Origin of the sequence: Paucibacter sp. TC2R-5 (assembly GCF_025717605.1) — a bacterium.
Classification (GTDB): Bacteria; Pseudomonadota; Gammaproteobacteria; order Burkholderiales; family Burkholderiaceae_C; genus Paucibacter_A; species Paucibacter_A albus.
Genome location: NZ_JAJIRQ010000001.1, coordinates 498,455 through 522,391 on the forward strand (window position 1 = coordinate 498,455; position 23,937 = coordinate 522,391).

The 23,937-nt window shown below is 62.6% G+C and carries 24 protein-coding genes; 20 read left to right on the plus strand and 4 right to left on the minus strand.

Going from position 1 to position 23,937, the window contains the following annotated elements; all coding sequences use genetic code 11:
* Positions 1-61 precede the first annotated feature (61 nt).
* The 20 genes from LNV08_RS02040 to LNV08_RS02135 all read left to right on the plus strand — a co-directional run bounded on the left by LNV08_RS02040 (position 62) and on the right by LNV08_RS02135 (position 20,726).
* Positions 62-2,521, plus strand: coding sequence for a protein kinase domain-containing protein (locus tag LNV08_RS02040; RefSeq protein WP_263531982.1), 2,460 nt, complete (start codon positions 62-64; stop codon positions 2,519-2,521).
* Between the two features lie 96 nt (positions 2,522-2,617).
* On the plus strand, positions 2,618-3,712 hold the full coding sequence (apbC, locus tag LNV08_RS02045) for an iron-sulfur cluster carrier protein ApbC (RefSeq protein ID WP_263531983.1): 1,095 nt from the start codon (positions 2,618-2,620) through the stop codon (positions 3,710-3,712).
* 257 nt (positions 3,713-3,969) lie between these two features.
* Complete coding sequence (locus LNV08_RS23030) at positions 3,970-5,640, plus strand: methyl-accepting chemotaxis protein (RefSeq protein WP_318014084.1); 1,671 nt, start codon at positions 3,970-3,972, stop codon at positions 5,638-5,640.
* Between the two features lie 72 nt (positions 5,641-5,712).
* Positions 5,713-6,246 carry a DUF3305 domain-containing protein gene (locus LNV08_RS02055; RefSeq protein ID WP_263531984.1) on the plus strand — a complete coding sequence of 178 codons (534 nt, stop codon included), beginning with the start codon at positions 5,713-5,715 and terminating at the stop codon, positions 6,244-6,246.
* A complete protein-coding gene (locus tag LNV08_RS02060; protein WP_263531985.1) occupies positions 6,246-6,818 on the plus strand; it encodes a DUF3306 domain-containing protein in 573 nt (190 codons plus the stop codon). Before LNV08_RS02055 ends, LNV08_RS02060 begins: the two co-directional genes overlap by 1 nt.
* Positions 6,775-8,880 carry a 4Fe-4S dicluster domain-containing protein gene (locus LNV08_RS02065; protein ID WP_263532290.1) on the plus strand — a complete coding sequence of 702 codons (2,106 nt, stop codon included), beginning with the start codon at positions 6,775-6,777 and terminating at the stop codon, positions 8,878-8,880. The genes LNV08_RS02060 and LNV08_RS02065 overlap by 44 nt, the downstream gene beginning before the upstream one ends.
* Positions 8,877-9,515: a molecular chaperone gene (locus tag LNV08_RS02070; RefSeq protein ID WP_263531986.1), complete on the plus strand. Its 639-nt coding sequence runs from the start codon at positions 8,877-8,879 to the stop codon at positions 9,513-9,515. The genes LNV08_RS02065 and LNV08_RS02070 overlap by 4 nt, the downstream gene beginning before the upstream one ends.
* A gap of 97 nt (positions 9,516-9,612) precedes the next feature.
* A complete protein-coding gene (locus LNV08_RS02075) occupies positions 9,613-9,867 on the plus strand; it encodes a formate dehydrogenase (RefSeq protein ID WP_263531987.1) in 255 nt (84 codons plus the stop codon).
* A 95-nt stretch (positions 9,868-9,962) separates the two neighbouring features.
* The gene (locus LNV08_RS02080) at positions 9,963-12,950 is read left to right on the plus strand and encodes a formate dehydrogenase subunit alpha (protein ID WP_263531988.1); all 2,988 of its coding nucleotides are present in this window, start codon (positions 9,963-9,965) and stop codon (positions 12,948-12,950) included.
* Positions 12,951-12,963: 13 nt separating this feature from the next.
* A complete protein-coding gene (gene fdh3B / locus LNV08_RS02085) occupies positions 12,964-13,599 on the plus strand; it encodes a formate dehydrogenase FDH3 subunit beta (protein ID WP_263531989.1) in 636 nt (211 codons plus the stop codon).
* Positions 13,596-13,826, plus strand: coding sequence for a hypothetical protein (locus tag LNV08_RS02090; RefSeq protein ID WP_263531990.1), 231 nt, complete (start codon positions 13,596-13,598; stop codon positions 13,824-13,826). The genes fdh3B and LNV08_RS02090 overlap by 4 nt, the downstream gene beginning before the upstream one ends.
* A 14-nt stretch (positions 13,827-13,840) precedes the next feature.
* Positions 13,841-14,968, plus strand: coding sequence for a formate dehydrogenase subunit gamma (locus tag LNV08_RS02095; protein ID WP_263531991.1), 1,128 nt, complete (start codon positions 13,841-13,843; stop codon positions 14,966-14,968).
* A gap of 27 nt (positions 14,969-14,995) precedes the next feature.
* The gene (locus LNV08_RS02100; RefSeq protein ID WP_263531992.1) at positions 14,996-15,361 is read left to right on the plus strand and encodes a hypothetical protein; all 366 of its coding nucleotides are present in this window, start codon (positions 14,996-14,998) and stop codon (positions 15,359-15,361) included.
* Positions 15,358-16,380 carry a DUF6352 family protein gene (locus LNV08_RS02105; RefSeq protein WP_263531993.1) on the plus strand — a complete coding sequence of 341 codons (1,023 nt, stop codon included), beginning with the start codon at positions 15,358-15,360 and terminating at the stop codon, positions 16,378-16,380. Before LNV08_RS02100 ends, LNV08_RS02105 begins: the two co-directional genes overlap by 4 nt.
* A 7-nt stretch (positions 16,381-16,387) precedes the next feature.
* Positions 16,388-17,110: an ABC transporter permease gene (locus LNV08_RS02110; protein ID WP_263531994.1), complete on the plus strand. Its 723-nt coding sequence runs from the start codon at positions 16,388-16,390 to the stop codon at positions 17,108-17,110.
* Complete coding sequence (locus tag LNV08_RS02115) at positions 17,107-17,811, plus strand: energy-coupling factor ABC transporter ATP-binding protein (protein WP_263531995.1); 705 nt, start codon at positions 17,107-17,109, stop codon at positions 17,809-17,811. The genes LNV08_RS02110 and LNV08_RS02115 overlap by 4 nt, the downstream gene beginning before the upstream one ends.
* Positions 17,799-18,638 (plus strand): substrate-binding domain-containing protein, encoded by an 840-nt coding sequence (locus LNV08_RS02120; protein WP_263531996.1) that lies wholly within the window; start codon positions 17,799-17,801, stop codon positions 18,636-18,638. Before LNV08_RS02115 ends, LNV08_RS02120 begins: the two co-directional genes overlap by 13 nt.
* A 19-nt stretch (positions 18,639-18,657) precedes the next feature.
* On the plus strand, positions 18,658-19,263 hold the full coding sequence (mobA, locus tag LNV08_RS02125; RefSeq protein ID WP_263531997.1) for a molybdenum cofactor guanylyltransferase MobA: 606 nt from the start codon (positions 18,658-18,660) through the stop codon (positions 19,261-19,263).
* Positions 19,264-19,269: 6 nt separating this feature from the next.
* Complete coding sequence (locus LNV08_RS02130) at positions 19,270-20,139, plus strand: formate dehydrogenase accessory sulfurtransferase FdhD (RefSeq protein ID WP_263531998.1); 870 nt, start codon at positions 19,270-19,272, stop codon at positions 20,137-20,139.
* Positions 20,136-20,726, plus strand: coding sequence for a nitroreductase family protein (locus tag LNV08_RS02135; protein ID WP_263531999.1), 591 nt, complete (start codon positions 20,136-20,138; stop codon positions 20,724-20,726). Before LNV08_RS02130 ends, LNV08_RS02135 begins: the two co-directional genes overlap by 4 nt.
* On the opposite strand, the gene LNV08_RS02140 is transcribed toward LNV08_RS02135, so the two are convergent.
* The 4 genes from LNV08_RS02140 to LNV08_RS02155 form a co-directional block, all read right to left on the minus strand.
* Complete coding sequence (locus tag LNV08_RS02140) at positions 20,705-21,403, minus strand: YebC/PmpR family DNA-binding transcriptional regulator (RefSeq protein ID WP_263532000.1); 699 nt, start codon at positions 21,401-21,403, stop codon at positions 20,705-20,707. The two genes, LNV08_RS02135 and LNV08_RS02140, sit on opposite strands and share 22 nt — an antisense overlap.
* A gap of 70 nt (positions 21,404-21,473) precedes the next feature.
* Positions 21,474-22,754, minus strand: coding sequence for a gephyrin-like molybdotransferase Glp (gene glp / locus LNV08_RS02145; protein ID WP_263532001.1), 1,281 nt, complete (start codon positions 22,752-22,754; stop codon positions 21,474-21,476).
* Entirely contained in the window at positions 22,751-23,380 is a 630-nt protein-coding gene (locus LNV08_RS02150) for a 3'-5' exonuclease (RefSeq protein WP_263532002.1), read from the minus strand. The genes glp and LNV08_RS02150 overlap by 4 nt, the downstream gene beginning before the upstream one ends.
* Before the next feature lie 24 nt (positions 23,381-23,404).
* A complete protein-coding gene (locus tag LNV08_RS02155; protein WP_263532003.1) occupies positions 23,405-23,932 on the minus strand; it encodes a GNAT family N-acetyltransferase in 528 nt (175 codons plus the stop codon).
* Positions 23,933-23,937 lie beyond the last annotated feature (5 nt).

A 23,937-nucleotide genomic window follows, 5' to 3' on the forward strand; every position in this document is an offset into this window, starting at 1 on the left:
CGCAGCCCTGATCGGCTGCCAGCAGCCTTAGCCCAGCGCAGGACAGAGCAAACGACTTGAGATGAATGCCGACGACTCTTTGACCTATTCCTCTGCTGCGCCCAATCTGCCAGACTTGGGGCGTTTCCATTTGCTCAAGAAGTTGGGCGAGGGCGCACAAGCCACCGTCTGGCTGGCCCATGATCCCCGGCTCGACCGAGATGTGGCGCTGAAGGTCTTGCGGCCCGGCGCCGACCCGCTCAGCGTGGACGAATGGCTGCATGAGGCGCGCGCCGTGAGCCGGCTGACGCATCCTCATATCGTGCCGGTCTTCGAGGCCGACAGCCAAGACGGGCAGTCCTATTTGGTGTTCGAGTACGTGGCCGGCGGCACCCTGGCGGATCGCCTGCTCGGCGGGCGCAATGCCGCCTTCGGTGCGCGTGCCGCCGTTGAGTTGATGCTGGGCATCTTGGACGGTCTGCAGGCGGCTCATGCCGTCGGCGTTGTGCACCGCGACTTGAAGCCCAGCAATATCTTGATCGATGCCAAGGGCCGCGCCCGCGTGATGGACTTTGGTATCGCGGCGCGCTTGTCGGCAGAGGTTCCCGGCATGGTCCCGGCGCAGCCGCAGCGCGTGGTCGGCACTCCCGGCTATATCTCGCCCGAGGCCGCGCGCGGCGAGCCGCCCAGTGCGCAGATGGACGTGTTTGCCGCGGCGGTGATGCTGGGTGAAATGCTCAGCGGCCAGCGCCTCAATTACGACCCCGACCCTTGGGCCTCGGTGCAGCGCGTGATTGATCAAGACCTGAATCTGCCGTCCAATTTGGGGCTGGACGTCGATGATGCGCTGCGCGCCATCGTGCAGCGCGGGTTGGCTCGCAAGGCCGCAGAGCGCTGGCCGACGGCCAAGGCCATGCATGACGCCCTGGCCGAATGGTTGTACCCGGCGCAAACAGCCGTGCCCGATGTGGTGGACGGCGCGGCGCTGGAGTTCTTGCTGCGCCGCATGCGCCACAAGAGCGATTTTCCGGCTATGTCTGACGCGATTGGCCGCATTCAGCGCCTGACCGCCTCCGAAAACGGCAGCCTGGCCAGCTTGTCGAATGAAATTCTCAAGGACGTCGCGCTGACCCATAAGTTGCTGCGCCTGGTCAATACCGTGCAGTTCAGCCATGCCGGCGGAGGCAGCATCAGCACCGTCTCGCGGGCGGTCGCCTTGGTGGGTTTTTCCGGGATTCGCAATCTGGCTTTGTCGCTGATTTTGTTGGAGCGCATGGAAAACAAAGCCCATGCCCAGCAGCTGCGTGAGGAGTTCTTGCGCTCATTGATGGCGGCGTCGCTGGCGCGTGAGTTGTGCCTGAATCCGCGCGAAGCCGAGGAGGCATTTTTGTGCGCGATGCTGCACAACCTGGGCCGCTCGCTGAGTGAGTTTTATTTCCCCGAAGAAGCGCAGCAGATTCGACGCATCACGCGCACCGAGCGCATCGCTCAGGCCACCGGCCAAGCCGCACCGCCGCTCAGCGAGGCGGCCGCTTCGGCGCAAGTGCTGGGCATGAGTTACGAGCAGTTGGGGCTTGGTGTGGCGCGCCAATGGGGTTTGCCCGAGTCCTTGCAGCACAGCATGCGTCGCCCCGAAGGCGATCCGCCAGCGCGCCGTGCCGAGCTCAGCGACGAGCGCCAGCGCTGGCTGGCGCATGCGGCCAATGATGTGGCGGATGTCATTTTGCACACGGACCCGGCCGAGGCGCATGGCCGCGTGCACGCGATGGCGCAACGCTATGCGCGGGTGCTCGGAGTGACGGCGCAGACCTTTGATGTGGCCGCCGATCAGGCCCGTCAGCGCTTGGCACAGGTGGCCGATGCGATGGGTATTCACCTGCCCAAGAACTCTCACGCAAGGCGCCTGCTGGCGCCGCTCAGCCCTACCGTCGATGACTCCTTGGCCGCGCATCAATTGCAGGCCACACAAATTCTGGAACCCACCCAAACCCTCAGCGCGCAGCAGTTGACGCGGGAGCAAGCGGTTGAAATGATGGCCGCCGGCATTCAGGACATCACCAATGTGATGGTCGAGAACTTCAAGCTCAACGAAGTCTTGCGCATGATTTTGGAGACCATCTTCCGGGCCCTGGGTTTCCGGCGGGTGGTGTTTTGCCTGCGCGACCCTAAGCTGGAAGCCCTGACAGGGCGCTTTGGTCTGGGCGAGGGTGTCGAGGGCGTCGTGCCGGCCTTCAAAGTGCCGCTGCGTCTGGCCGACGGCGCCAATGCCGATCTTTTTGCCGCAGTCTGCCAAAAAGGTGTCGACACCTTGATTGCCGACGCCACCGTGGCCAAGATCGCCGACCGTCTGCCGCTTTGGTATCGCGGCGAGGTGCGCGCGCCCAATTTCTTGCTGCTGCCGATGACGCTCAAGGGCGCGCCGTTCGCGCTGATCTATGCCGACAAGGCCAAGGCCGGTGGCATCGACTTGGGCGAGAAAGAGCTGCAACTGTTACGCACCCTGCGTAATCAGGCGGTGATGGCGTTCAAGCAGGTGGGTTGAAGCCGCCGGCACCCGAGGGCTTTGGGGTCTGGGCTAGACTGCGGCCCAAGTCCGGGTTGCAGCCTGCAGCTCGGTGCACCTACCCGATAAGCCGACATGTCCAGTCTCCAAGAATCCTCCCTGTTGCAAGCCCTGCAAACCGTTGTTGACCCGAATACCGGCCAAGACTTTGTCGCCGCCAAACAGCTGAAGAATCTGCGCCTGGACGGTGCTGACGTGTCCTTTGAAATCGAGTTGGGCTACCCCGGCGCCAGCCAGATTGCTGAGTTGCGCCGCCAGTTGGTGGCCGCTGCCCGTACGGTGGCCGGCGTGGCCAATGTCAGCGTGCAAATCCACAGCAAAATCGCCGCCCACGCCGTGCAGCGTGGTGTGCAGTTGCTGCCCGGGGTGAAAAACATCATCGCCGTGGCCTCGGGCAAGGGCGGGGTGGGCAAGAGCACCACGGCAGCCAACTTGGCGCTGGCGCTGGCCGCCGAGGGCGCACGGGTGGGCATGTTGGACGCCGATATTTACGGCCCCAGCCAGCCGACCATGTTGGGTATCAGCGGCCGGCCCGAGAGCGAAGATGGCAAGCTGATGGAGCCGATGGAGGCTTACGGCCTGCAGATCATGTCGATCGGCTTTCTGGTCGAAGAAGATCAGGCGATGATCTGGCGCGGACCGATGGCTACGCAAGCGTTGGAGCAACTGCTTCGCCAAACCCGTTGGCAGGAGCTGGACTATCTGATCGTCGACATGCCGCCCGGCACCGGCGATATCCAGCTGACCTTGTCGCAGCGTGTGCCGGTGACGGGCGCGGTGATCGTCACCACACCGCAAGACATCGCACTGATCGACGCCAAAAAGGGCCTGAAGATGTTCGAGAAGGTCGGCGTGCCGATTCTCGGCTTGGTCGAAAACATGGCCGTGCACATTTGCACCAATTGTGGCCATGCCGAGCACATCTTCGGCGCCGATGGCGGGCAAAAGATGGCGCAGCAGTACGGTATCGACTATTTGGGCGGCTTGCCGCTGGCGATGTCGATTCGCGTGCAGGCTGACGCCGGCCAGCCCACCGTGGTGGCCGAGCCTGATGGCGAGATCGCCGGGCTTTACAAGGCTTTGGCGCGCAAGGTGGCGGTCAAGATCGCGGCTCAGGCGAAGGACTATTCGGCCAAGTTTCCGACCATCTCGATTTCCAAGTCGACCTGAATCCGCGCATCAGACGCGCCGTTCTCCTTGGTGAAGAATCACATTTAAGCCGCCCGCGCTTGCACCGATAGCGATGGGGTGCCGGTAAAGAAAAGAGCAGCGCTGTTGGTGCCTGAGCTTTGTGCCGGACGGGCTTGGGCGCGCGCGAGCGCATGGCAAGCGGGCCGGGTCGCTGCTCAAAAGAGTGCTCGAGCGCTAGTCTGTGGCCGCCGTGATCTGAGTGAATTCGTGTTCGCTTTTGCTCAAGGGATGGTCAGATGAAAACAGTCAAACAGATGTTCGGCACGGCCTTGGCTGTGATGGGGGTGGCGGTTGTGCTGCTGTTGTTTGCGATTTATCGCTTGCACGCGGCTGGCAACGCCTTGTCGAGTGCGGAGAAGTCGCGCTATGTGTCGTCGGCGCTGGCCGATGAACTGCGTCAAAGCTCGGATGACTTGACGCGCTTGGCGCGCACCTATGTGATGTCGGGCGACGCGAAGTGGGAGCGGCAGTACTTTGAAGTGCTTGACATCCGCAACGGCAAGAAGCCACGCCCGGCCGGCTACGAAAAAATCTATTGGGATTTCCGCGCGGCCGATACCGAGCCGGCCGTAGGCAAAGGCGGCAGCAGCACCATGCCGCTGCTGGACGCCATGAAGGCGGCAGGCTTCACCGAGGCCGAGTTCGGCAAGCTCAAAGAGGCAGCCGGTAACTCCGATGACCTGGTCAAGACCGAGACGGTGGCGATGAATCTGGTCAAGGGTCTGTATGACGACGGCACGGGCAAGTTCACCAAGAAAGGCGAGCCCGATTTACCCGCAGCGCAAGCCATGATGCATGACAAGAACTACCACCAATTCAAGGCCAAGATCATGAAGCCGGTGGATGAGTTCTTGCGCATGCTGGATGCGCGTACCGAGGCGGCGGTGCTTGAGGCCCAGGCCTCGCAGGACCGCTGGTTCGCTATCGTCTTGGCCTTGGCGCTGTTGCTGGCGAGCTTGGGTCTGGGCTTGCTGTGGTACGCCAAGCATTGGGTCGCGCAGCGCCTAGGGGGCGAACCTTTCCAAGTGGTCGCGGCGGTGAAAGAGATTGCCGAAGGTAATTTGGCCGAACGCCTGCACAACCACAGCAGTGATGCTCACAGCGTGATGGGTGTGCTGAGCTTGATGGTGGAACAGTTCTCAAAAGCTGTTTCTCAGGTGCGCAATGGCACCGATGGCGTGGCGACTGCCAGTGCCGAAATCGCTCAGGGCAATAACGATCTGAGTGTGCGCACCGAACAGCAGGCCAGCAGTTTGCAGCAGACCGCGTCATCTATGACGGTGCTGGGCGATACCGTGCGGCGCAATGCCGACAGCGCCGTGCAGGCCAATCAACTGGCCGCCAACGCCAGTTCGGTGGCGCTCAAAGGCGGCGAGGTGGTCAGCCAAGTTGTGGACACCATGAAGGGCATCAATGACAGCTCAAGGCGCATTTCCGACATCATCAGTGTGATCGACGGGATCGCTTTTCAGACCAATATCCTGGCTTTGAATGCGGCTGTGGAGGCAGCCCGTGCAGGTGAGCAGGGCCGCGGGTTTGCCGTCGTCGCCAGCGAGGTGCGCAGCCTGGCTCAACGTAGCGCCGAAGCGGCCAAGGAGATCAAGCAGTTGATCAACGACAGCGTCGAGCGGGTCGAGCGCGGTACCAGCCTGGTTGACCAGGCCGGCGCCACGATGGATGAAATCGTGACGTCGATCAAGCGCGTTACCGACATCGTGGCAGAGATCAGCCACGCCAGCAGCGAGCAAAGCGCCGGCGTGGCCGAGATTGGTGCGGCTGTCGGCAAGATGGATCAGAGCACTCAACAAAATGCGGCGCTGGTGGAGCAAAGCGCGGCGGCCGCAGAGAGTTTGCGCCAGCAAGCGCAAAACCTGCAACAGGCGGTGGCAGTGTTCACTTTGCGCTGAAATCCCTTCTGCGCGTATCCCGCTCTGAAGGCTTGCGCCGCCCGGTCGGCGAGAGGGCGCTAGACTGCCCGAATGAATGCAGATGAAGTCGTCGCTTCCAGTTCCACTGGGCCTCTCGTGTCGCCGCACCGCCCTTCAGTGCGCGTGGCGGTGGTGATGGACCGCGAAGCCAATCCCAACCAGTGGGAGGCTTGGCGGTTTTCGGTGGCCGATGTTGTGGCGCATCAAGATGCATTTGGCACCGAGCCCCGCGTATTGCGCGACGATGGGAAACGGCAGACCCGTTTGTTCCCCTGCTTCGATTTAGAGCTTTTTGCAGACGAAGCCGAGGGCTATTTTCTCAATCTGAACAGCGGCGCGCCGGTCTGGTTTGTTGTGTGGCGCCTTGATGATGAGGACCCTTCGCATGCTTGGGCGGAGCGCGTCAGCCTGAGCTACACGGAGGCCGGCCGCTGGCTGGACGCGCAGGAGCGCGTAGACAACGTGCCGCTGCCGGCCGATCTGGCGGCTTGGTTGCAGGCCTTTACCGCTGAGCATTACCGCCCCGAAGTCAAGAAGGAGCGGCGCCGCCCACAGTCCTTCTTGCCGCCGGGGGAGCGACGCTGATGGGGGCTGCTGAAGATAAAGACGCGTCGACACAGGAGCCGGCCGGGTTCCTGGCGCGTTGGGGCCGCCGCAAGGCCGAGGCTAGGGCGCAGGTGACTGCGCCGCCCGTGATTGCCCCTCTGCCTGAAGAGGCTGTTGCTGTAGAGCCGTCACCCGAGCCAGCCCCCAGTTATGCCGACGTTGAGGCGTTGACGCCCGCGAGCGACTATGCACGCTTCATGAGTCAAGACGTTGATAGCGGTGTGCAGCGGGCGGCGATGAAGAAGCTGTTCTTTTCCGACCCGCATTTCAACGTGATGGACGGGCTGGATACCTATATTGATGATTACAGTCTGCCTGACCCTCTCCCTTTGAGTACGTTGCGGCAGTTGCACCAGAGCAAGGCCTTGGGCCTGTTTGCGCTTGTAGAAGAAGAGCAAGAAAAAGTTGCAGCCCAACAAGACCTGACCCTGCGGACCCCTGCGCTTACCGAAACCCCGAGCATCCTTCATGACGACGACCACGCTGATTTGCGACTGCAACAAGACGATGCCGCTGGACGGCCCGGCCCTGAAAGCGGCGCTGGGGCCTGAAGCCGGCGCTGGGCTGGAGACCACCCACACCTTGCTGTGTCGCCGCGAGGCCGGCGCTTTTCAGCGTGCAGCCAAGTCCGGTGACGATGTCTTGGTGGCCTGCACGCAGGAGAGCCGGCTTTTTCAGCAACTCAATGAGCAGACCGAGCGCGCGCTGCCGCTCAGCGAGCGGCCGATTCGCTTCGTCAATATTCGCGAGACGGGCGGCTGGTCCAAAGACGGCCGGCAGGCCAGCCCGAAGATCGCTGCGCTGCTGGCGCTGGCGCAATTGCCCGATGCCGCGCCGGTGCCGACGGTCAGTTATCGCTCGCAAGGCCGGGCATTGATCATTGGAGATGCTGAGCGCGCCGCGCGTGCGGCCGAGATGCTGGCGGACAAGCTGGATTTGAGCTTGCTGATACAGCCAGGGCAGGGCGCTTTGCCGCAGACCCGCACGCTGCCGGTCTTTGCCGGCGAGCAGGTGCAGATCAGCGGTTGGCTGGGTGCGTTTGAAGTCAGCTGGACGCAGCGCAATCCGATTGATCTGGACCTGTGTACCCGCTGCAATGCTTGCGTCGATGCCTGCCCTGAAGGCGCGATCGATTTCAGCTACCAAATTGATTTGAGCAAGTGCAGCAGCCACCGTGACTGCGTCAAGGTTTGTGCCGCCGCTGGAGCCATAGATTTTGATCGACCGCCGCAGATCCGCAGTGAGTCGTTCGATCTGGTGCTGGACTTGAGTTCAGCGCCTTTGATCGCGCTGCATCAGCCGCCACAGGGTTATTTCCACGCCGCTGACGATGCGCAGCTGATGGCCGCCGTCTTGCAACTGCGCGAGGCGGTCGGTGAGTTCGAGAAGCCCAAGTTCTTCAATTACAAGCAAAAGCTCTGCGCGCACAGCCGCAATGAGCAGATCGGCTGCAGCGCTTGTATCGATGTGTGTTCCGCGCAAGCGATCCGCAGCGACGCGTCCCGCAAAGGCAAGGCCGGCGGCGCGACCTTGGCCGGCATCATCGTGGAGCCGCATCTGTGCGTGGGCTGCGGCGCTTGCACCACGGTTTGCCCTAGCGGCGCTTTGAGTTATGCGACGCCCGGCCCTGACGCCCAGGGTCAGCGCATACGCACGCTGCTGAGCACCTATGCCCGTGCCGGCGGCAAAGACGCAGCATTGCTGATTCACAGCCAAAGCGGCGGCGCCAAGCTGATCGGCGACTTGGGCCGCGCGGCGCGCACGCAGGCCGCTGTGCACGGCGTGCCGGCGCGCGTCTTGCCGCTGGACGCCTGGCACACCGCGTCGATCGGAATGGAGTTGTGGCTGTCGGCGATTGCCTATGGCGCTTCCCAGGTCTGGGTCTTGATGACGAGTGAAGAAGCACCCGACTACCGCGCGGCCGTGCGGGAGCAAATGGCAACGGCACAGGCGATTCTGAGTGGTCTGGGCTTCAAGGGGCAACACCTGACCCTGATCGAGGCCGGCAATGTGGCCGCACTGGATCTGGCGCTGCAAGCGCGGCCGGCTGAATGCCTTGGGCAAGCTGCCGCTTACCGCGTGCTGGCCGACAAGCGCGCCACGCTGGAGCTCTGTCTCGAGCACCTGATGGGCCAGGCCCAAGCCGTACCTGAAGAGATTGCCTTGCCCGAGGCCAGCCCCTTCGGCGGCCTGATCGTCAACGCTGACGCTTGCAGCATGTGCCTGAGTTGCGTCAGCGCCTGCCCGGCCGGCGCCCTGGCCGACAACCCCGACAAGCTGCAACTGCGTCTGATCGAGAAGAACTGCGTGCAATGCGGCCTCTGTGCCAGCACCTGCCCGGAAGGCGCCATCACGCTGCGGCCCCGGCTCCTGCTGGCCGATGGCGGGCGGCAACGCAAGCAACTGCAGGTCTTGAATGAGGTCGAGCCCTTTTGCTGCGTGCGCTGTGCCAAACCCTTCGCGACGCCAAAGGCGATCGAGCTGATGTTGGCCAAGCTGGGTGCCCACCCGATGTTCCAAGGCGCAGCGCGTGAGCGCCTGCAGATGTGCAGCGACTGCCGCGTCATCGCTATGCACAGCAACCCGCATGAAGTCAGGATCAACGACCTATGAGCAGCAGCGTTCCCCTTGAGTTTCAAAGCCCCGAGAACGTGGGCAGCAGCGAAGAGCTGGCTCGGGCCGAGGTCTACGGCCTGTTGGCCGAGCTTTTCTTCGCGTCACCGAGCCAGGATTTGTTTGATCAGCTGCGTGTGGCGGTGACAGAAGCACCGATGGCTGGGGCCTTTTTGGAGCGCAGCTGGGGTGAGTTGGTGGGCGCCTCACGACGACTGAGCTTGAGTGCGGTCGAAGCCGAATATGTGGCCCTTTTTGGCGGTGTTGGTAAGCCGGCTGTTTGCGTGTTTGCGTCTTGGTACCTGGCTGGCGCGCTGAATCAACAGCCCTTGGTCCAGGTGCGCCGCACGCTGGAGATGCTCGGGCTGGAGCGGCCGCAGGGCGTGCTGGAGACCGAAGACCATATCGCCAGTCTGTGCGAAGTGATGCGTTACTTGATCGCAGGCGATGACCTGAGCGTCAGCAACCTTGCCGCGCAGCAGCGTTTCTTCAACAGTCATTTGCGCGCTTGGGTCGACGGCCTGTGCGACGCCCTCAGCGCGCAGGCGCAGGCAAACTTTTATCGTGCCGTGGCAGATTTCGCTCGGGACTTCTTTGCGGTTGAAGCGCAAGGATTCGATCTACTGGAAGTTTAAATTGGCGTCGTCTGTGCGCTGCGCGGGTGTAGCCCGATGCACGAAACGCACAACAACGCTATATTGCTGTGGCACGCGTTTTTTGGAGTCGATGAACATGATCACGAGCAAAAGTCCAGTCACCCAAACGAGGGACGAGGCCGCTGCCTCCCCGGCAGCCGGGGCTCTCAAACGACGCGGTTGGTTGCTCGGGCTAGGTGCGGCGGGTGCTGCGGCCGTGGTGGCCAAGGCTTTGCCTGTAGGCCAGGTGGCCCAAGCGGAAGTGGCCGTCGCCGAAGTGCTGACGCCAGAGGCTGGCGGCTACCAGCTGAGCCCCCATGTCTTGCGTTACTACGAAACCGCGCGCTCTTGAGCCGTCGAGTTGATCGTTCGCTTTTGATGGGTCTTTGCGCTTCGCTGCCGGACTGAATGGGTGGTGCCCTGTGCACCAAGCCCGATGGAGACAATATGTTGTTGACACGTAAAGCTTCTTCCTCTGCCTCCACTGAAGGGCTGGCATCGGCCGGCTTGGTGAGCAGCCTGGCCCGAGGTCTCGATGGGCAAAGCCGCCGGGCCATTCCGACCATGGACCGGCGTTTGTTTTTGCGCCGCTCTGGTTTGGGCCTGGGTGCAGGGCTGGCGGCAACGCAGCTGAGTTTGGTGCAAAGAAAAGCCCAGGCGGCCGAAACCGCCGCTCCTGCTGCCGGGCCCGGGGCTAAGGTAGAGGTCAAGCGCACCGTCTGCGGACACTGCTCGGTCGGCTGCGCGGTCGATGCGGTGGTGGAGAACGGCGTTTGGGTGCGCCAAGAGCCGGTGTTTGATTCGCCCATCAACCTCGGCGCCCATTGCGCCAAAGGTGCGGCGCTGCGTGAGCACGGCGCCGGTGAGCACCGCCTGCGCACGCCGATGAAGCTGGTGAATGGCAAATACCAAAAGATCAGCTGGGATGTCGCACTGACCGAAATCAGCGCCAAGATGCTGGAGCTCAAAAAGCAAAGCGGGCCGGACTCGGTCTTCATTGTCGGCTCCTCCAAACACAATAACGAGCAGGCTTATCTGCTGCGTAAATGGGTCAGCTTCTGGGGCAGTAATAACTGCGACCACCAGGCGCGCATTTGCCACTCGACCACGGTTGCCGGTGTCGCCAATACCTGGGGCTATGGCGCGATGACCAACTCGTACAACGATATGCGCAATTCCCGCGCTGCGATGTACATCGGCTCCAACGCGGCCGAGGCGCATCCGGTCTCGATGCTCCACATGCTGCATGCCAAGGAGCATGGCTGCAAGATGATCGTGGTTGACCCGCGCTTCACCCGCACGGCGGCCAAGGCCGACGACTATGTGCGCATCCGCTCCGGCTCCGACATTCCTTTTGTGTTCGGTCTGGTTTATCACATCTTCAAGAACGGATGGGAAGACAAACAGTACATCCACGACCGTGTTTTCGGCATGGACAAGGTGCGTGAAGAAATCATGGCCAAGTGGACGCCGGACAAGGTGCTCGAAGCCTGCGGTGTCGATGAAGCCACTTGCTACAAGGTCGCCAAGACCTTGGCCGACAACCGACCCAGCACCATCGTCTGGTGCATGGGCCAGACCCAGCACACGACCGGCAATGCGGTCGTGCGGGCATCCTGCATCTTGCAGCTGGTGCTGGGGAACGTAGGGGTCAGCGGCGGCGGCACCAATATCTTCCGTGGCCACGACAATGTGCAGGGTGCCACCGACGTGGGCCCGAACCCCGATTCGCTGCCCGGCTATTACGGCTTGGCGGAAGGGGCTTGGAAGCATTTCGCCAAGATCTGGGACGTTGATTTCGAGTGGATCAAAAAGCAGTACGCGCCGGGCATGTTGACCAAGCCCGGCATGACCGTCTCGCGCTGGATCGACGGCGTGCTGGAGAAGAACGAGCTGATCGACCAGGAAAGCAATCTGCGCGGCCTGTTTTTCTGGGGCCATGCGCCCAACTCGCAGACACGTGGCCTGGAAATGAAAAAGGCAATGGACAAGCTCGACCTGCTGGTCGTCGTCGACCCGTTCCCGTCGGCGACCGCCGCGATGGCGGCCATGCCAGGCAAGGCTGATGAGCTGAACCCGAATCGCGCCGTGTACCTGCTGCCCGCATGCACGCAGTTCGAGACCAGCGGTTCGTGCACCGCGTCGAACCGCTCGATCCAGTGGCGCGAAAAGGTCATCGAGCCGCTGTGGGAGTCGCGCACCGATCACATGATCATGTATCAGCTGGCGCAAAAGCTTGGCTTCGACAAGGAGCTGATGAAGAGCGGCAAGCTGGTGCCGGGCAAGGGCGGCATGATGGAGCCCGAGACCGAGTCGCTGTTGCGCGAGATCAACCGCGGCCTGTGGACGATTGGCTATACCGGCCAGAGCCCGGAGCGGCTCAAAGCGCATATGCGCAATATGAATGTCTTCGATGTGAAGACCCTGCGCGCCAAGGGCGGCATCGACAAGGAAACCGGCTACAAGCTCGACGGCGACTATTTCGGCCTGCCTTGGCCCTGCTACGGCACGCCCGAGCTCAAGCACCCAGGCTCACCGAATCTCTACGACACCTCCAAGCATGTGATGGAGGGCGGCGGCAATTTCCGCGCTAACTTCGGCGTCGAGCGTGATGGGGTCAGCTTGCTGGCCGAGGATGGTTCGCATTCCAAAGGCTCGGCCATCACCACCGGCTATCCGGAGTTCGACCATCTGCTCTTGAAGAAACTGGGCTGGTGGAACGACCTGACCGAAGCTGAGATGAAGCTGGCCGAGGGCAAGAACTGGAAGACCGATCTGTCTGGTGGCATCCAGCGCGTCGCCATGGCGCATGGCTGCCATCCCTTCGGTAACGCCAAGGCGCGCGCGGTGGTCTGGAACTTCCCCGACCCGATTCCGCAGCACCGCGAGGCTTTGTTCTCGACCCGGCCGGACCTGATCGCCAAGTACCCGACGCATGATGACAAGAAGAGCTTCTGGCGCTTGCCCACGCTGTACAAGAGCGTGCAAGACAAGAACATTGACATTGGCAAGACATTTCCCTTGATCATGAGCTCGGGCCGCTTGGTCGAGTACGAGGGCGGCGGTGAGGAGACTCGCTCGAACAAATGGTTGGCCGAGTTGCAACAGCATATGTTTGTCGAGATCAATCCGGCCACGGCGAATGACCGCGGTATCCGCGACGGTGAGGATGTCTGGGTGACCACTCCAACCGGCGCCAAGCTGACCGTACGCGCGCTGGTGACCGAACGGGTGGACCGCGACACCGTCTGGCTGCCCTTCCACTTCTCGGGCCGCTGGCAGGGCATTGATCTGCTGCAGCATTACCCGGAAGGCGCGGCGCCGATTGTGCGCGGCGAGGCGGTCAATACCGCCACGACCTATGGTTATGACAGCGTGACGATGATGCAAGAGACCAAGACGACGGTCTGCCAAATCGCTAAAGCCACCGTCTAAGGGGAGTACTGACATGGCAAGAATGAAATTCATCTGTGACGCCGAGCGCTGCATCGAGTGCAATGGCTGCGTCACCGCCTGCAAGGCCGAGCATGACATCCCCTGGGGCGTCAACCGCCGCCGCGTCGTCACGCTGAACGATGGCGTGGCGGGCGAGAAGAGCATCTCGGTCGCCTGCATGCATTGCTCGGACGCACCGTGCATGGCGGTCTGCCCAGTCAACTGCTTCTACCGCACCGACGAAGGCGTGGTGCTACATGACAAAGACATCTGCATCGGCTGCGGCTACTGCTCTTACGCCTGCCCCTTCGGCGCGCCGCAGTTCCCCAGCACGGGCGCCTTTGGCCTGCGCGGCAAGATGGACAAGTGCACCTTCTGTGCCGGTGGACCGGAAGAAAACGGCAGCCAGGCCGAGTTTGAAAAGTATGGCCGCAACCGCCTGTCCGAAGGCAAGCTGCCGGCCTGTGCCGAGATGTGCTCAACCAAGGCCTTGCTGGCCGGCGACGGCGATGTGGTCGCCGACATCCTGCGCAACCGCGTGCTGGTGCGCGGCAAGGGCAGCGAAGTCTGGGGTTGGGGTACGGCTTATGGAAAACCAAGTGACGGCAGGCCAGTCGGCGGCGCCAAGCCTGAAGAGGCGAAATCATGAGGGCCCGGCTATTGGCGCTGGCCGTGATCGCCTTGTTGAATGTGCAGGGATGCGGCGAACGCGAGCAAAAGCTGGTCAAGAAGGCTGGCTCTGATACGTCGACCTGGAGTGCCAGTGCGGCCGCCAATCCGGCCTTCAAGGCGCCGGGATGGACGCCCGGTGATCAGGCCTCCTGGGAGGGCCAGATTCGGCGGCGCAACCAATCGCAGAACGACTACTCGCGTTGATCGCGGAGGGCAAGATGCGAAATACATTTGTTTCTTTGCTGGCGGTGTTGAGCCTGTCCGCAGCTTGTGCGCAGGCCGTGCCTGAGCCTGCTGCGTCTGCGGCGGTGCAGTCGGCCGCTCCGACCGGTTTTGTGGCACCGGCCTTGCCCAGGCCGGATGAGAGCAATGCCGAGCGCGCCAAGTCGCAGCCCGGGAATAACGCCCCATTTTGGCGGGGCGTGCATGGCTCCGGCGATAAACCCGGCACCAGCAATTTGCCCGGCGCCGAGAAGGGTGTGCTGATTCAGCCCATGGTGCAGTACCCGGGCTCCAAATTGACCACGGCCGGAGAAGCTTGGCGGCAGGTGCGCAACCAGTGGATCATTCCTTATGGCGGGTCGCTGCTTTTGATCACCCTGCTGGCGCTGGCGCTGTTCTATTTTTCCAAGGGCACGCTGGGGGGGCATGTGCCTTACACCGGCCGCCAGATCGAGCGTTTCACCTATTTCGAGCGCGCTGCGCATTGGAGCAATGCCGCGGCCTTTACCGTGCTGGCCGTTTCTGGTGTGGTGATGGCTTTTGGCAAGTTTTTCTTGCTGCCGGTCTTGGGCGCCACGCTGTTTGGTTGGCTTAGCTATGCCTTGAAGACTGCGCACAACTTCACCGGGCCGCTGTTTGCGGTTTCTCTGGTGGTGGTGTTTTTAACTTTTGTTCGCGACAACCTGCCCACGCTCGATGATCTGAAATGGATGGTCAAGGGCGGCGGCTTGTTTGGCGAACATGAGGTGCCTTCGGCCCGCTTCAATGCCGGCGAGAAAGTAGTGTTTTGGGCCGGTGTCTTTGTGCTTGGGTTCACTGTCGTGGCCTCGGGCTTGGTGCTCAATCAGTTGATTCCGAATCTGGCGTATCTGCGCGGAGATATGCAGATTGCGCACATGGTGCATGCCGTCGCATCGGTCTTGATGTTGACGCTGTTCTTGGGCCATATTTACATGGGCACCATAGGCATGAAGGATGCGCTCAGCGCCATGAAGACAGGAATGGTCGATGAGGGCTGGGCTAAAGAGCATCACGAGTTGTGGTTTGACGATATACGCGCCGGCAAAATCCCGGCACAACGCACGCCCGACAAGACGTCCAGCGCGCCGCTTGCCCAGCATTGAGCCTCAGCATTGAATAAGGAAATGATCATGGCCCGCTCCACAAACTTTAAATTCAAGCTGAGCCTGGCTGCCCTGATTTGTGTGGCGGCGACTGCGGCCTCGGCCAAATTACCGGCGCCCAGTGACGAAGCCAAGCTCAAGGCTGCCGCCGCAGCCGCGAAAACCGCTTGGTCAGACAAGTTGGCCGCCTATCAGCTGTGCCAGGTCATGAACCGGGTGGCCGACGGCTATCGCAAGAGCGCCAAGGCCGCAGGGCGCGAAGTACAGCCAGCAGTTGAGACGCCGGCTTGCGCGGATCCAGGCCCGTTTGTTGCACCCGAAGCGCTTGCGGCTGCTGCTGCCCCGGTCCCAGCGCCTGTGCCTGCAGCGACTCCGGCTCAGCCCAAGAAGTGACGGGTCAGGCACCGGTCGGGTCGCTCGAGCCTTTGCAGGAGTTCTGGCTGTGCGGCCTGCAGTCAAAGCTTGCTCTGAACGAGCGAGGCTGGCTGCAGCCTAACGACGATTTCTGGCGGCTATGGTTGGCTCGCCCAGAGCTGGCCTTGCTTGAAGAGTCCTGCCCAGCAGAAATTGCACTGCATCAGGCCTTGCTTGAGCGGCCTAGCTCGTCACAGTCGGCATTGTTGGCCGCGATCGCGGACGAAGATGCGCGCGCCAATTACCAATTTTTCCTGCGCTTTCGGGATGATGTTTTGGCCGCCGGCACGCTTGAGGTGGCTTATTTGAGGCTGATGCGCCAACCCTTGACGCTGCCGCCCTTGTTTGTGGACGGCTTGGTGGCCACCATCACTGGCCATTTGCTGGCGGGCAATGTGGATGCATTTCAAGTCCGTGCGGCGGAGCTGTTGTTTCGTTCTCAGCGCCTGAGCTTGACCGAGGGACGCTTGCTCTGCGCTGATTTGCAAGGTTTGGACAGTCGGCAAGCGGCGGCCGGCTTGCTGGATGTGCTCAGCCCCGACAACGCCGCTGAATTCTGGCGGCGTGGCTCCGCACAGCCGTTCGCGCTGGACCTGACCCATGAGGTTTCCAACGCGCTGGGTCACGGTATGAGCTTCAATCTGACGCTCAAACATTCGGGCTTGAAGGCCTTGGCCAAGGTGCTGGAACTCTGGCTGGGCCGTTTTCTGGGGCGGCCGCTCAAGATCACTGCACTGCAAAAAGTGGATGACTCCGCCTGGAGCTGGCATATCGGACTGGACGTGGACTCGATGCGCTTGCTGAACGATTTGTACGAGGACAGGCCGGTCGACGCCGCCCGCATGGCGCAACTGATCAGCTTGTTCAAGCTGGAACTGCCAGGCAGCTACCCGAAGCCGATTTATCTGGGCCTGGCCATGGCCAGCGATAAGAGCCTCAAGCTCAAGCCGCAAAACCTGCTGCTTAACTTGCCGCCCGAATTGGCTCTCTTGGGATGACGGTCGTTTGAGCGCGTTTTCCGAGAGCTTGAGTGCTGCAGCGCTGCTGCTGCAGCAGGCCGATCCTGTGCTGATGCAGACCATGCGCCTGTCTGTGCTGGTCAGCGGCTCGGCCTGTTTGATTGCGGCCTTGTTCGGCCTGGCCGCCGGGGCTTGGGTTGCCACTGCTCGCTTCCCCGGCCACCGTGCGCTGCAAATCGCTTTGTCCACGCTGCTGGCGCTGCCTTCGGTGTTGGTGGGCTTGGTGGTGTATTTGCTCCTGTCGCGCAGTGGGCCCTTGGGTTCTTGGGGCATCTTGTTCACGCCGACGGCGATGGTGCTGGCGCAAACGGTGCTGGTCTTGCCCGTCATCGCGGCCCTGACGCAGCAGTTGGTGCGCGACAGCTTGCGCGAGGGCGGCGAGCAGCTTCGTTCCATGGGTGCGGGGCCATTTACTGCCGCCTGTTTGATGTTGGTCCACGAGCGCTGGGCGGTGCTGACGATCATGTTGACCGCTTTTGGTCGCGCGATTTCCGAGGTCGGTGCCGTGATGATTGTGGGCGGCAATATCGACGGCGTGACCCGTGTTATCACCACCTCGATTGCGCTGGAGACTAGCAAGGGTGATTTGCCACTGGCGCTGGCGCTGGGCTTGTTGTTGCTGGGTCTGGTCGGTCTCATCAATCTCTTGATCGCGCTGGTGCAAGCTTGGCAGCGATCGCAGGGCGGCCATTCGGAGTACGCCAAGTGAGTGATGAGTTACTGAGACTGACTGAGGTCGGCGTGTCCTACGGCCCTGTGCAGGCCTTGAACGAGGTCACGCTGCAAGTCAAACAGGGCGAGTTCATCGCCCTGGTCGGTGCCAATGGCTCGGGCAAGACCACACTTCTGCAGGCCATGCATGGCTTGCTGCCCCTGAGCGGTCAGCGGCTGTTGACCAGGGGCAGTGGTCGCCAAGTGATGGTTTTTCAGCGGCCTTTTTTGCTGCGCTTATCGGTGTGGCGCAATGTCTGGCTGGCGCTTTGGTTGGCCGGTGTGCCACGCGGGGAGCGGTCGGCGCGGGTGGACGAGGCCTTGCAGCGGGTCGGGCTGGCAAGCCTGCGCGGGCGGCCCGCACGCGCGCTGTCGGGTGGCCAGCAGCAGCGCCTGGCCCTGGCGCGGGCCTGGAGCTTGCGGCCTGCCATCCTTTTTCTGGACGAACCGACGGCCAGTCTTGATCCCTCGGCCAAACAAGAGATCGAAACTTTGCTGGCGGGCTTCAAGGCCGCCGGACTCACCTTGATCATGAGTACGCACAATCTGGGCCAGGCCAAACGCCTGGCCAGCCGTGTGATCTATCTGGACCGTGGCAAGATCGGAGCCGATTTGCCCTGTGCAGATTTTTTCAAAGAGCACGGGCAGGGCGCCAGGCTGGAGCTGTTTCTAAAAGGGGAGTTGAGATGGGATTTGTGATGAAAGCGGCTGCTGCATTTTTGCTGGCTTTGAGTTTGAGTACCGCGCCTACGCAAGCGCAGGCGCAAGAGCGCACCCTCGTGATGGCCTCAACTACCAGCACCGAGCAGTCGGGCCTGTTCGCTCATCTGCTGCCGGCCTTCAAAAAGGCCAGCGGCATCGAGGTCCGCGTGGTGGCGCAGGGCACCGGCCAAGCGCTCGATATGGGCCGGCGCGGAGACGCCGACCTGCTCTTTGTCCACGACCAAGTGGCCGAGGAGAAGTTCGTTGCCGAAGGATTTGGCTTGGCGCGCCGGGCCGTCATGTTCAATGATTTTGTGCTGGTAGGACCTGCCCTTGACCCGGCCGGCGTGCGCGGCCAGGATGTGGTGGCGGGCTTGAATAAACTGAGCTCTTCCAAGGCGATCTTCGTGTCGCGCGGCGACAAGAGTGGTACCCATGCGGCCGAGTTGCGTTTCTGGAAGGCCGCCGGCATAGGCGACCCCTCTGTAAAGGCAGACGGCAGTCTGTTCGACTACCGCGCCTGCGGCTGCGGCATGGGCCCGGCGCTGAACATTGCCTCCAGTGTCGACGGCTACGTGCTGACCGATCGTGGCACTTGGTTGTCTTTCAAGAATCGCGGCAATCTGGCCGTGCTGGTGCAGGGCGACAGGCGCTTGTTCAACCAGTATGGCGTGATCGTCGTCAACCCGGCCAAGCACCCGCATACCAAGACGACGCTGGCGCAGGCTTTCTCGGACTGGGTGGTGTCGCCCGAGGGGCAGGCCAGCATTAGCGCCTACAAAATCGGTGGCGAACAACTGTTTTTTCCTAACGCCAACAACTGACGCAAGGCAGAGCCGCGACGTGATTGATCCAGCAGATATTACCGGCCTGATCCTGGCCGGCGGGCGTGGCAGCCGCATGGGCGGCGCCGACAAAGGCTTGCAGCCCTACCAAGGCACGGCTCTGGCCCTGCATGCGCTCTTGCGCCTGGGGCCGCAGGTGGGCGAAGTCATCATCAATGCCAACCGCAATCTGGGTGCTTACGAGTCCATGGGCGCGGCCGTGTGGCCCGACAGCTTGCCCGACTTTGCCGGTCCGCTGGCCGGCTTCATGGCCGGGCTGGAGCATTGCGAAACGCCCTATATGGTGACCGTGCCTTGCGACTCGCCGCTCTTTCCCGCCGACCTGGTGGCGCGGCTGGCGGCAGCGCTGGAGGCCGAAGGGGCGGAGATGGCCATGGTCGTCACCTTGGAGGGCGAGCCGCCGGTGCGCCAGCCCCAGCCGGTGTTTTGCTTGTTGAAGACGGAATTGCTGGAGAGTTTGGTTCGCTTCACCCAGGCCGGGGAAGCCAAGATCGGCAAATGGGCCGCGCAGCATCGCTGCGCGCGTGTCGTGTTCGAGGACGCAAAGGCCTTCGCCAACGCCAATACATTGGCTGATTTGCAAGACTTGTCCGACCAGGCTTGAATCCCCATGCGCTCTTTGCCTAGGCTGACCCAATGCAGCGCGCCGCTGACCCGCGAGGTCAGCGTGCTGGACGAGTTCGGGCTGCGCCGCAGCCTGCACATCCCGGCCGAGCGGCCTTTGACGGTGTTTGTTGACAAGCGCGAGTTGGTGACCTTGATGACCTTGGGTCAGGCGCCCGAGTTATTGGTGCTGGGCTATCTGCGCAACCAGCGTTTGGTCAGCGATGTGGGCGAGGTCGAGTCGATCACGGTAGATTGGGAGGTGGGCGCAGCGGCCGTGCGCACGCGCGCCGGCATTGCCCAGATCGAAGAAAAGACTGCGCAGCGCATCGTCACCACCGGCTGCGGCCAGGGCACGGTGTTTGGTGCCCTGATGGCCGATGTGAACAGCGTGCAGTTGCCCAGCGCGGCCAGCGCGCGCCTGCGCCAAAGCAGCTTGTACGCGATGCTGGAGCAGGCCCGCAAGCTCGACAGCGTCTATAAGAAAGCCGGCTCCGTGCATGGCTGCGCGCTATTCTGCGGCGAGCAGATGCTGGTGCATATGGAAGATGTGGGTCGCCACAACGCGATCGACAGCATCGCCGGTTGGATGTGGATGCAATCGGAAATGTCCGGTGAATCGCCAGTGAGCGGCGCCGACAAATGCTTTTACACCACCGGTCGCTTGACCAGCGAGATGGTGATGAAGTCGGCCCAGATGGGCGTGCCCATCATCGTCTCGCGCAATGGCATCACGCAGATGGGCCATGCTTTGGGCCTGCAGCTGGGCCTGACCTTGATCGGCCGGGCCAAGGGCCGGCATTTCATTTGCTACAGCGGCTTTGATCGCTTTGACAGCGAGCCGGAGCCGGCGCGACTACTTTCGGAGGCGTCGTGAGCGACGAACACAAGGCCTTGCAGGCGCTGCTGAGCCGCTATTCGGTTGGCCCCAAGCACCTGAGCGAGCCGGGGCCCAGTTCGGCCGATTTGAGCCTGATGGTGGAGGCGGCCCTGCGCGCGCCCGACCATGCCGAACTGCTGCCGTTTTGCTTCAAAGTCGTGCGCGGCGCGGCGCGGGCGCAGATGGCCGAACTGTTCGCTGCCGCCGGCCGGGCGGCGGGCAAGGATGCGGCCGGTGCTGCGCTGGACGCCGAGCGCGCGCTGCGGGCGCCGGTCACGGTGGCGGTGCTGGCGCGCATCGATCTGGGTCACCCGCTGGTGCCGGCGCATGAGCAATGGGCTTGCGTGGGCGGGGCGCTGAGCAACTTTCTCAATGCCGCGCATTTATTGGGTTATGGCGGCAAGATGCTGTCCGGCGCCAAGGTACGCGATGCCGCCATCATGGCCGCGTTTTGCGGCCCCGGCGAAACGCTGCTGGGCTGGATCGCCCTGGGCACGCCGCTGCGGCGCGCCACCGGACCCTCGAGAAAGGGCGGCGTGGCGCTCGCCCTTTCTGAATGGCCTCAGCCGGCCAAACCTACATAGACGTTCTGCACATCATCCTGGCCGTCGATCGCGTCCAGGAAATGCTCGACCTCGGCCATTTCGGCCTCACCCAAAGTGACCGGGCTCTTGGACTTGTAGCCAATCTTGGCCGACAGCACGGTGAATCCGAAGTTAGGCAGGGCGCGGCAAACCAGGTCCAGATCGGTCGGCTCTGTCAAAAACAGTGTCGCCCCGTCTTCGCCGGGCTCAAAATCCTGCGCGCCCGCTTCGATTGCCGCCAATTCGGGGTCAGCACCAGGATTCGGCGCGGCTTCTATCATGCCCAGATGGTCAAAGTCCCAGGACACCGACCCGGCGGCGCCGAGTTGGCCCTTGCGAAAACACACGCGAATCTCGGACACGGTGCGGTTGAGGTTGTCGGTCAGGCATTCCACGATCACCGGCACACGGTGAGGCGCAAAACCCTCGTAGGTGACGCGTTCGAAATGCACCGGGTCGCCCAGCAAGCCCGCGCCTTTCTTGATTGCGCGCTCAATCGTGTCGCGCGGCATCGAGACTTTTTTGGCCTGTTCGACCACCAAGCGCAGGCGCGCGTTCATATCGGGGTCGGCGCCGTTGCGAGCCGCCACCATCAAGTCTTTTGACAGTTTGCCGAAGGCACGGCCGCGTGCATTCGCAGCCAGGTCCTTGTGTTTAGCTTTCCATTGCGCGCCCATTTAGGAGTCTCCTTGGTTGAAGGCCGGGTTTATACAGCAAGCAGCCCCAGGCCTCGAATTGAAATAGTTCTTACATCAAGCCGTCAAACGGCAGCACGTCAACGAGATCGCCCACCGCCACATCACCTTGTTCGTGGCCCAACAAGACCAGGCCATTGGCCTGACTCATGCTCGACAAGATGCCCGAGCCCTGGTTGCCGGTGATGGCGACTTGCCATTGGCCGTCTGGGCGGCGCGTCACGACGCCGCGCTGATACTCGGTGCGGCCGGCCTTCTTGCGCAGCATGCCGGTGCTGGCCGCGCGCAGCATGGGCATGGGTTCTGGGCTGGCACCGCTCATGCGCAGCAAGGCTTCGCGAACAAAGGCATAGAACGTCACCATCACCGCCACTGGGTTGCCCGGCAGGCCGAACAGCAGCGCTGTTTTGCCCTCGCTGCGAATGCGCCCGATCGCCATCGGCCGGCCGGGCCGCATCGCGATGCGCCAAAACAGCACCTCGCCGAGTTCGGCCATCACCCGCTTGGTGTGGTCAGCCTCGCCGACGCTGACGCCGCCGGAGCTGATGACGGCGTCTGCTTCGGCCGCTGCACGAGAAAACGCCTCGCGCAGCGCCTCGGGCTGGTCGCGCACGATGCCCAGATCGATCACCTCGACACCGAGTCGCTCCAGCATCGCCCACATCGTGTAGCGGTTGCTGTCGTAGACGCAGCCGGGAGGCAGTGGCTCGCCCAAGCCTCTTAACTCGTCGCCGGTGGACATGATGGCGACCTTGAGGCGCCGCCAAACCAACACCTCGGCCAGCCCCAAGGAGGCCAGCAGTCCCAGGTCGGCCGGCTTCAAGACACGCCCAGCCTCCAAAGCCACGCTGCCCAGCGCCAAGTCCTCGCCGGCCAGACGGCGGTTGTCGCCGGCGCGCAGGAGACCGGCAGGGATCACGATGAAATTGCCGTCCCTGCGGGTGAATTCCTGCGGCACCACGGTGTCCAGCCCCGGCGGCATCAAGGCGCCGGTCATGATGCGTTGGCAATGGCCAGAGCCTATGGCCGCGCTCGGCGCGGCGCCGGCCAGGCTGGTGCCGGCCAGGCGCAGCCGCGTCTCGCCGCCAGGCGATAGGTCACTGGCGCGCAAGGCATAGCCGTCCATGGCCGAGTTGTCGGCAGCCGGCACCTGCAGCGGCGAGATAACGTCGGCCGCCAGCACCCGGCCCAGCGCGGCGCGCAGCCCCAGCTTTTCCGACTGTTGCGGCAGGGGCAAGAGCTCCTTGATGAACTGCTGCGCCAGATCGACCCGCAGCGCCTGCGGGTCATAACCGGCCAGGCTAGCGGCAATGGCTTCAAAAGAGGGGTTCATGCCAGGCCTTCCGGCCGTGTCTTCGGCGCATTCCGGGTTTCATTCAAGGCTGCATGCACGCGCAAGGCCACATAGGCATCGTTGGCGGCGTAAAGCAGCTGGCGCTCCGTCAGCTGGCGCTCGGCCCAGTTGGAGGTGGTGATCTTCTTCGACTTGTGGAATTTCTGCTCAAACATGATGGCCACGGCGGCACGCGCGCCGGTCGAGTTGGCATAGCCGTCTTTGCGGAAAACCTGGTTCAAGTCCAGCACGTTGGCCAAGCGAAAGCCCAGCTTGTGCTGAATCTGCTCATGATCGGACTCCAGCCCGAAGCCGACCTTCAAGACCTTGCTGGAACACAGCAAGTCGGCCAGATATTGCCGGCAATCGTCCTGATGCAGCTGAAAGATATAAGCCCGCTGCAAGGTCGCAAATTGCACGATGTGAGGGCCTTCGCTGACGCTGTCTTTCAAAAAGGTCGGTTTGGACTCGGTGTCGAAGCCGACCACACCGGCCTGCGCAATGTCCGCCGCAGCTGCTTCAAATTGGGGCAGCGTGGTCGGCACCAGGATCTGGTCCAAACGCAAGCATTCAAACGGCGGCAGCAAGGTGGTTTGTTCTTTGCTCGGGGCTATTTTTCTTGTCATATCCGGGGTTCAGTTCGGTCAGTTTCAACGCAGACGGCGGCTCATCAAGTCCTTGGCCAGCACTTGTCCGTCCTGCAGCTTGATCGCACCCTCCAGCCGCCCATAGCGGGTGAAACCACATCCCTCGTACAGGCGCACGGCGCGGGTGTTGCTGGAAGTCACCGTCAGGGTCACCAACTCCAGCACCGGCTCGCCCTGCAGCAGCGTCAAGGCCCGCTCCAGCAAGCGGCGGCCCACGCCCTGGCCATGCATCTCGTCGCTGACCATCATGCCGACGATGTGGGCGATATGGCGCACCTTGATGCGCGCCTCATGCTCGCAGCTGATGGCGCCAATCATGCGAGGCCCGGCCCAGGCGCACAGCGTAAAGAGGTTGGCCCCATCGCCTCCGCCGCTGAGGCGGCCTCGGTAACTGTCGGCATCGCGCTTGAGTTCGGTGGCAGCGTCCGAGGTGAAAGCCTGGGGGTGGGCGGCCAGCATGCCGTCGCGCAGCTGCTTGTAGGCGCTTAAGTCGGCCAGGCGCATCAGCTTGATGGGCGGGTCGGTGCTCATGTCCT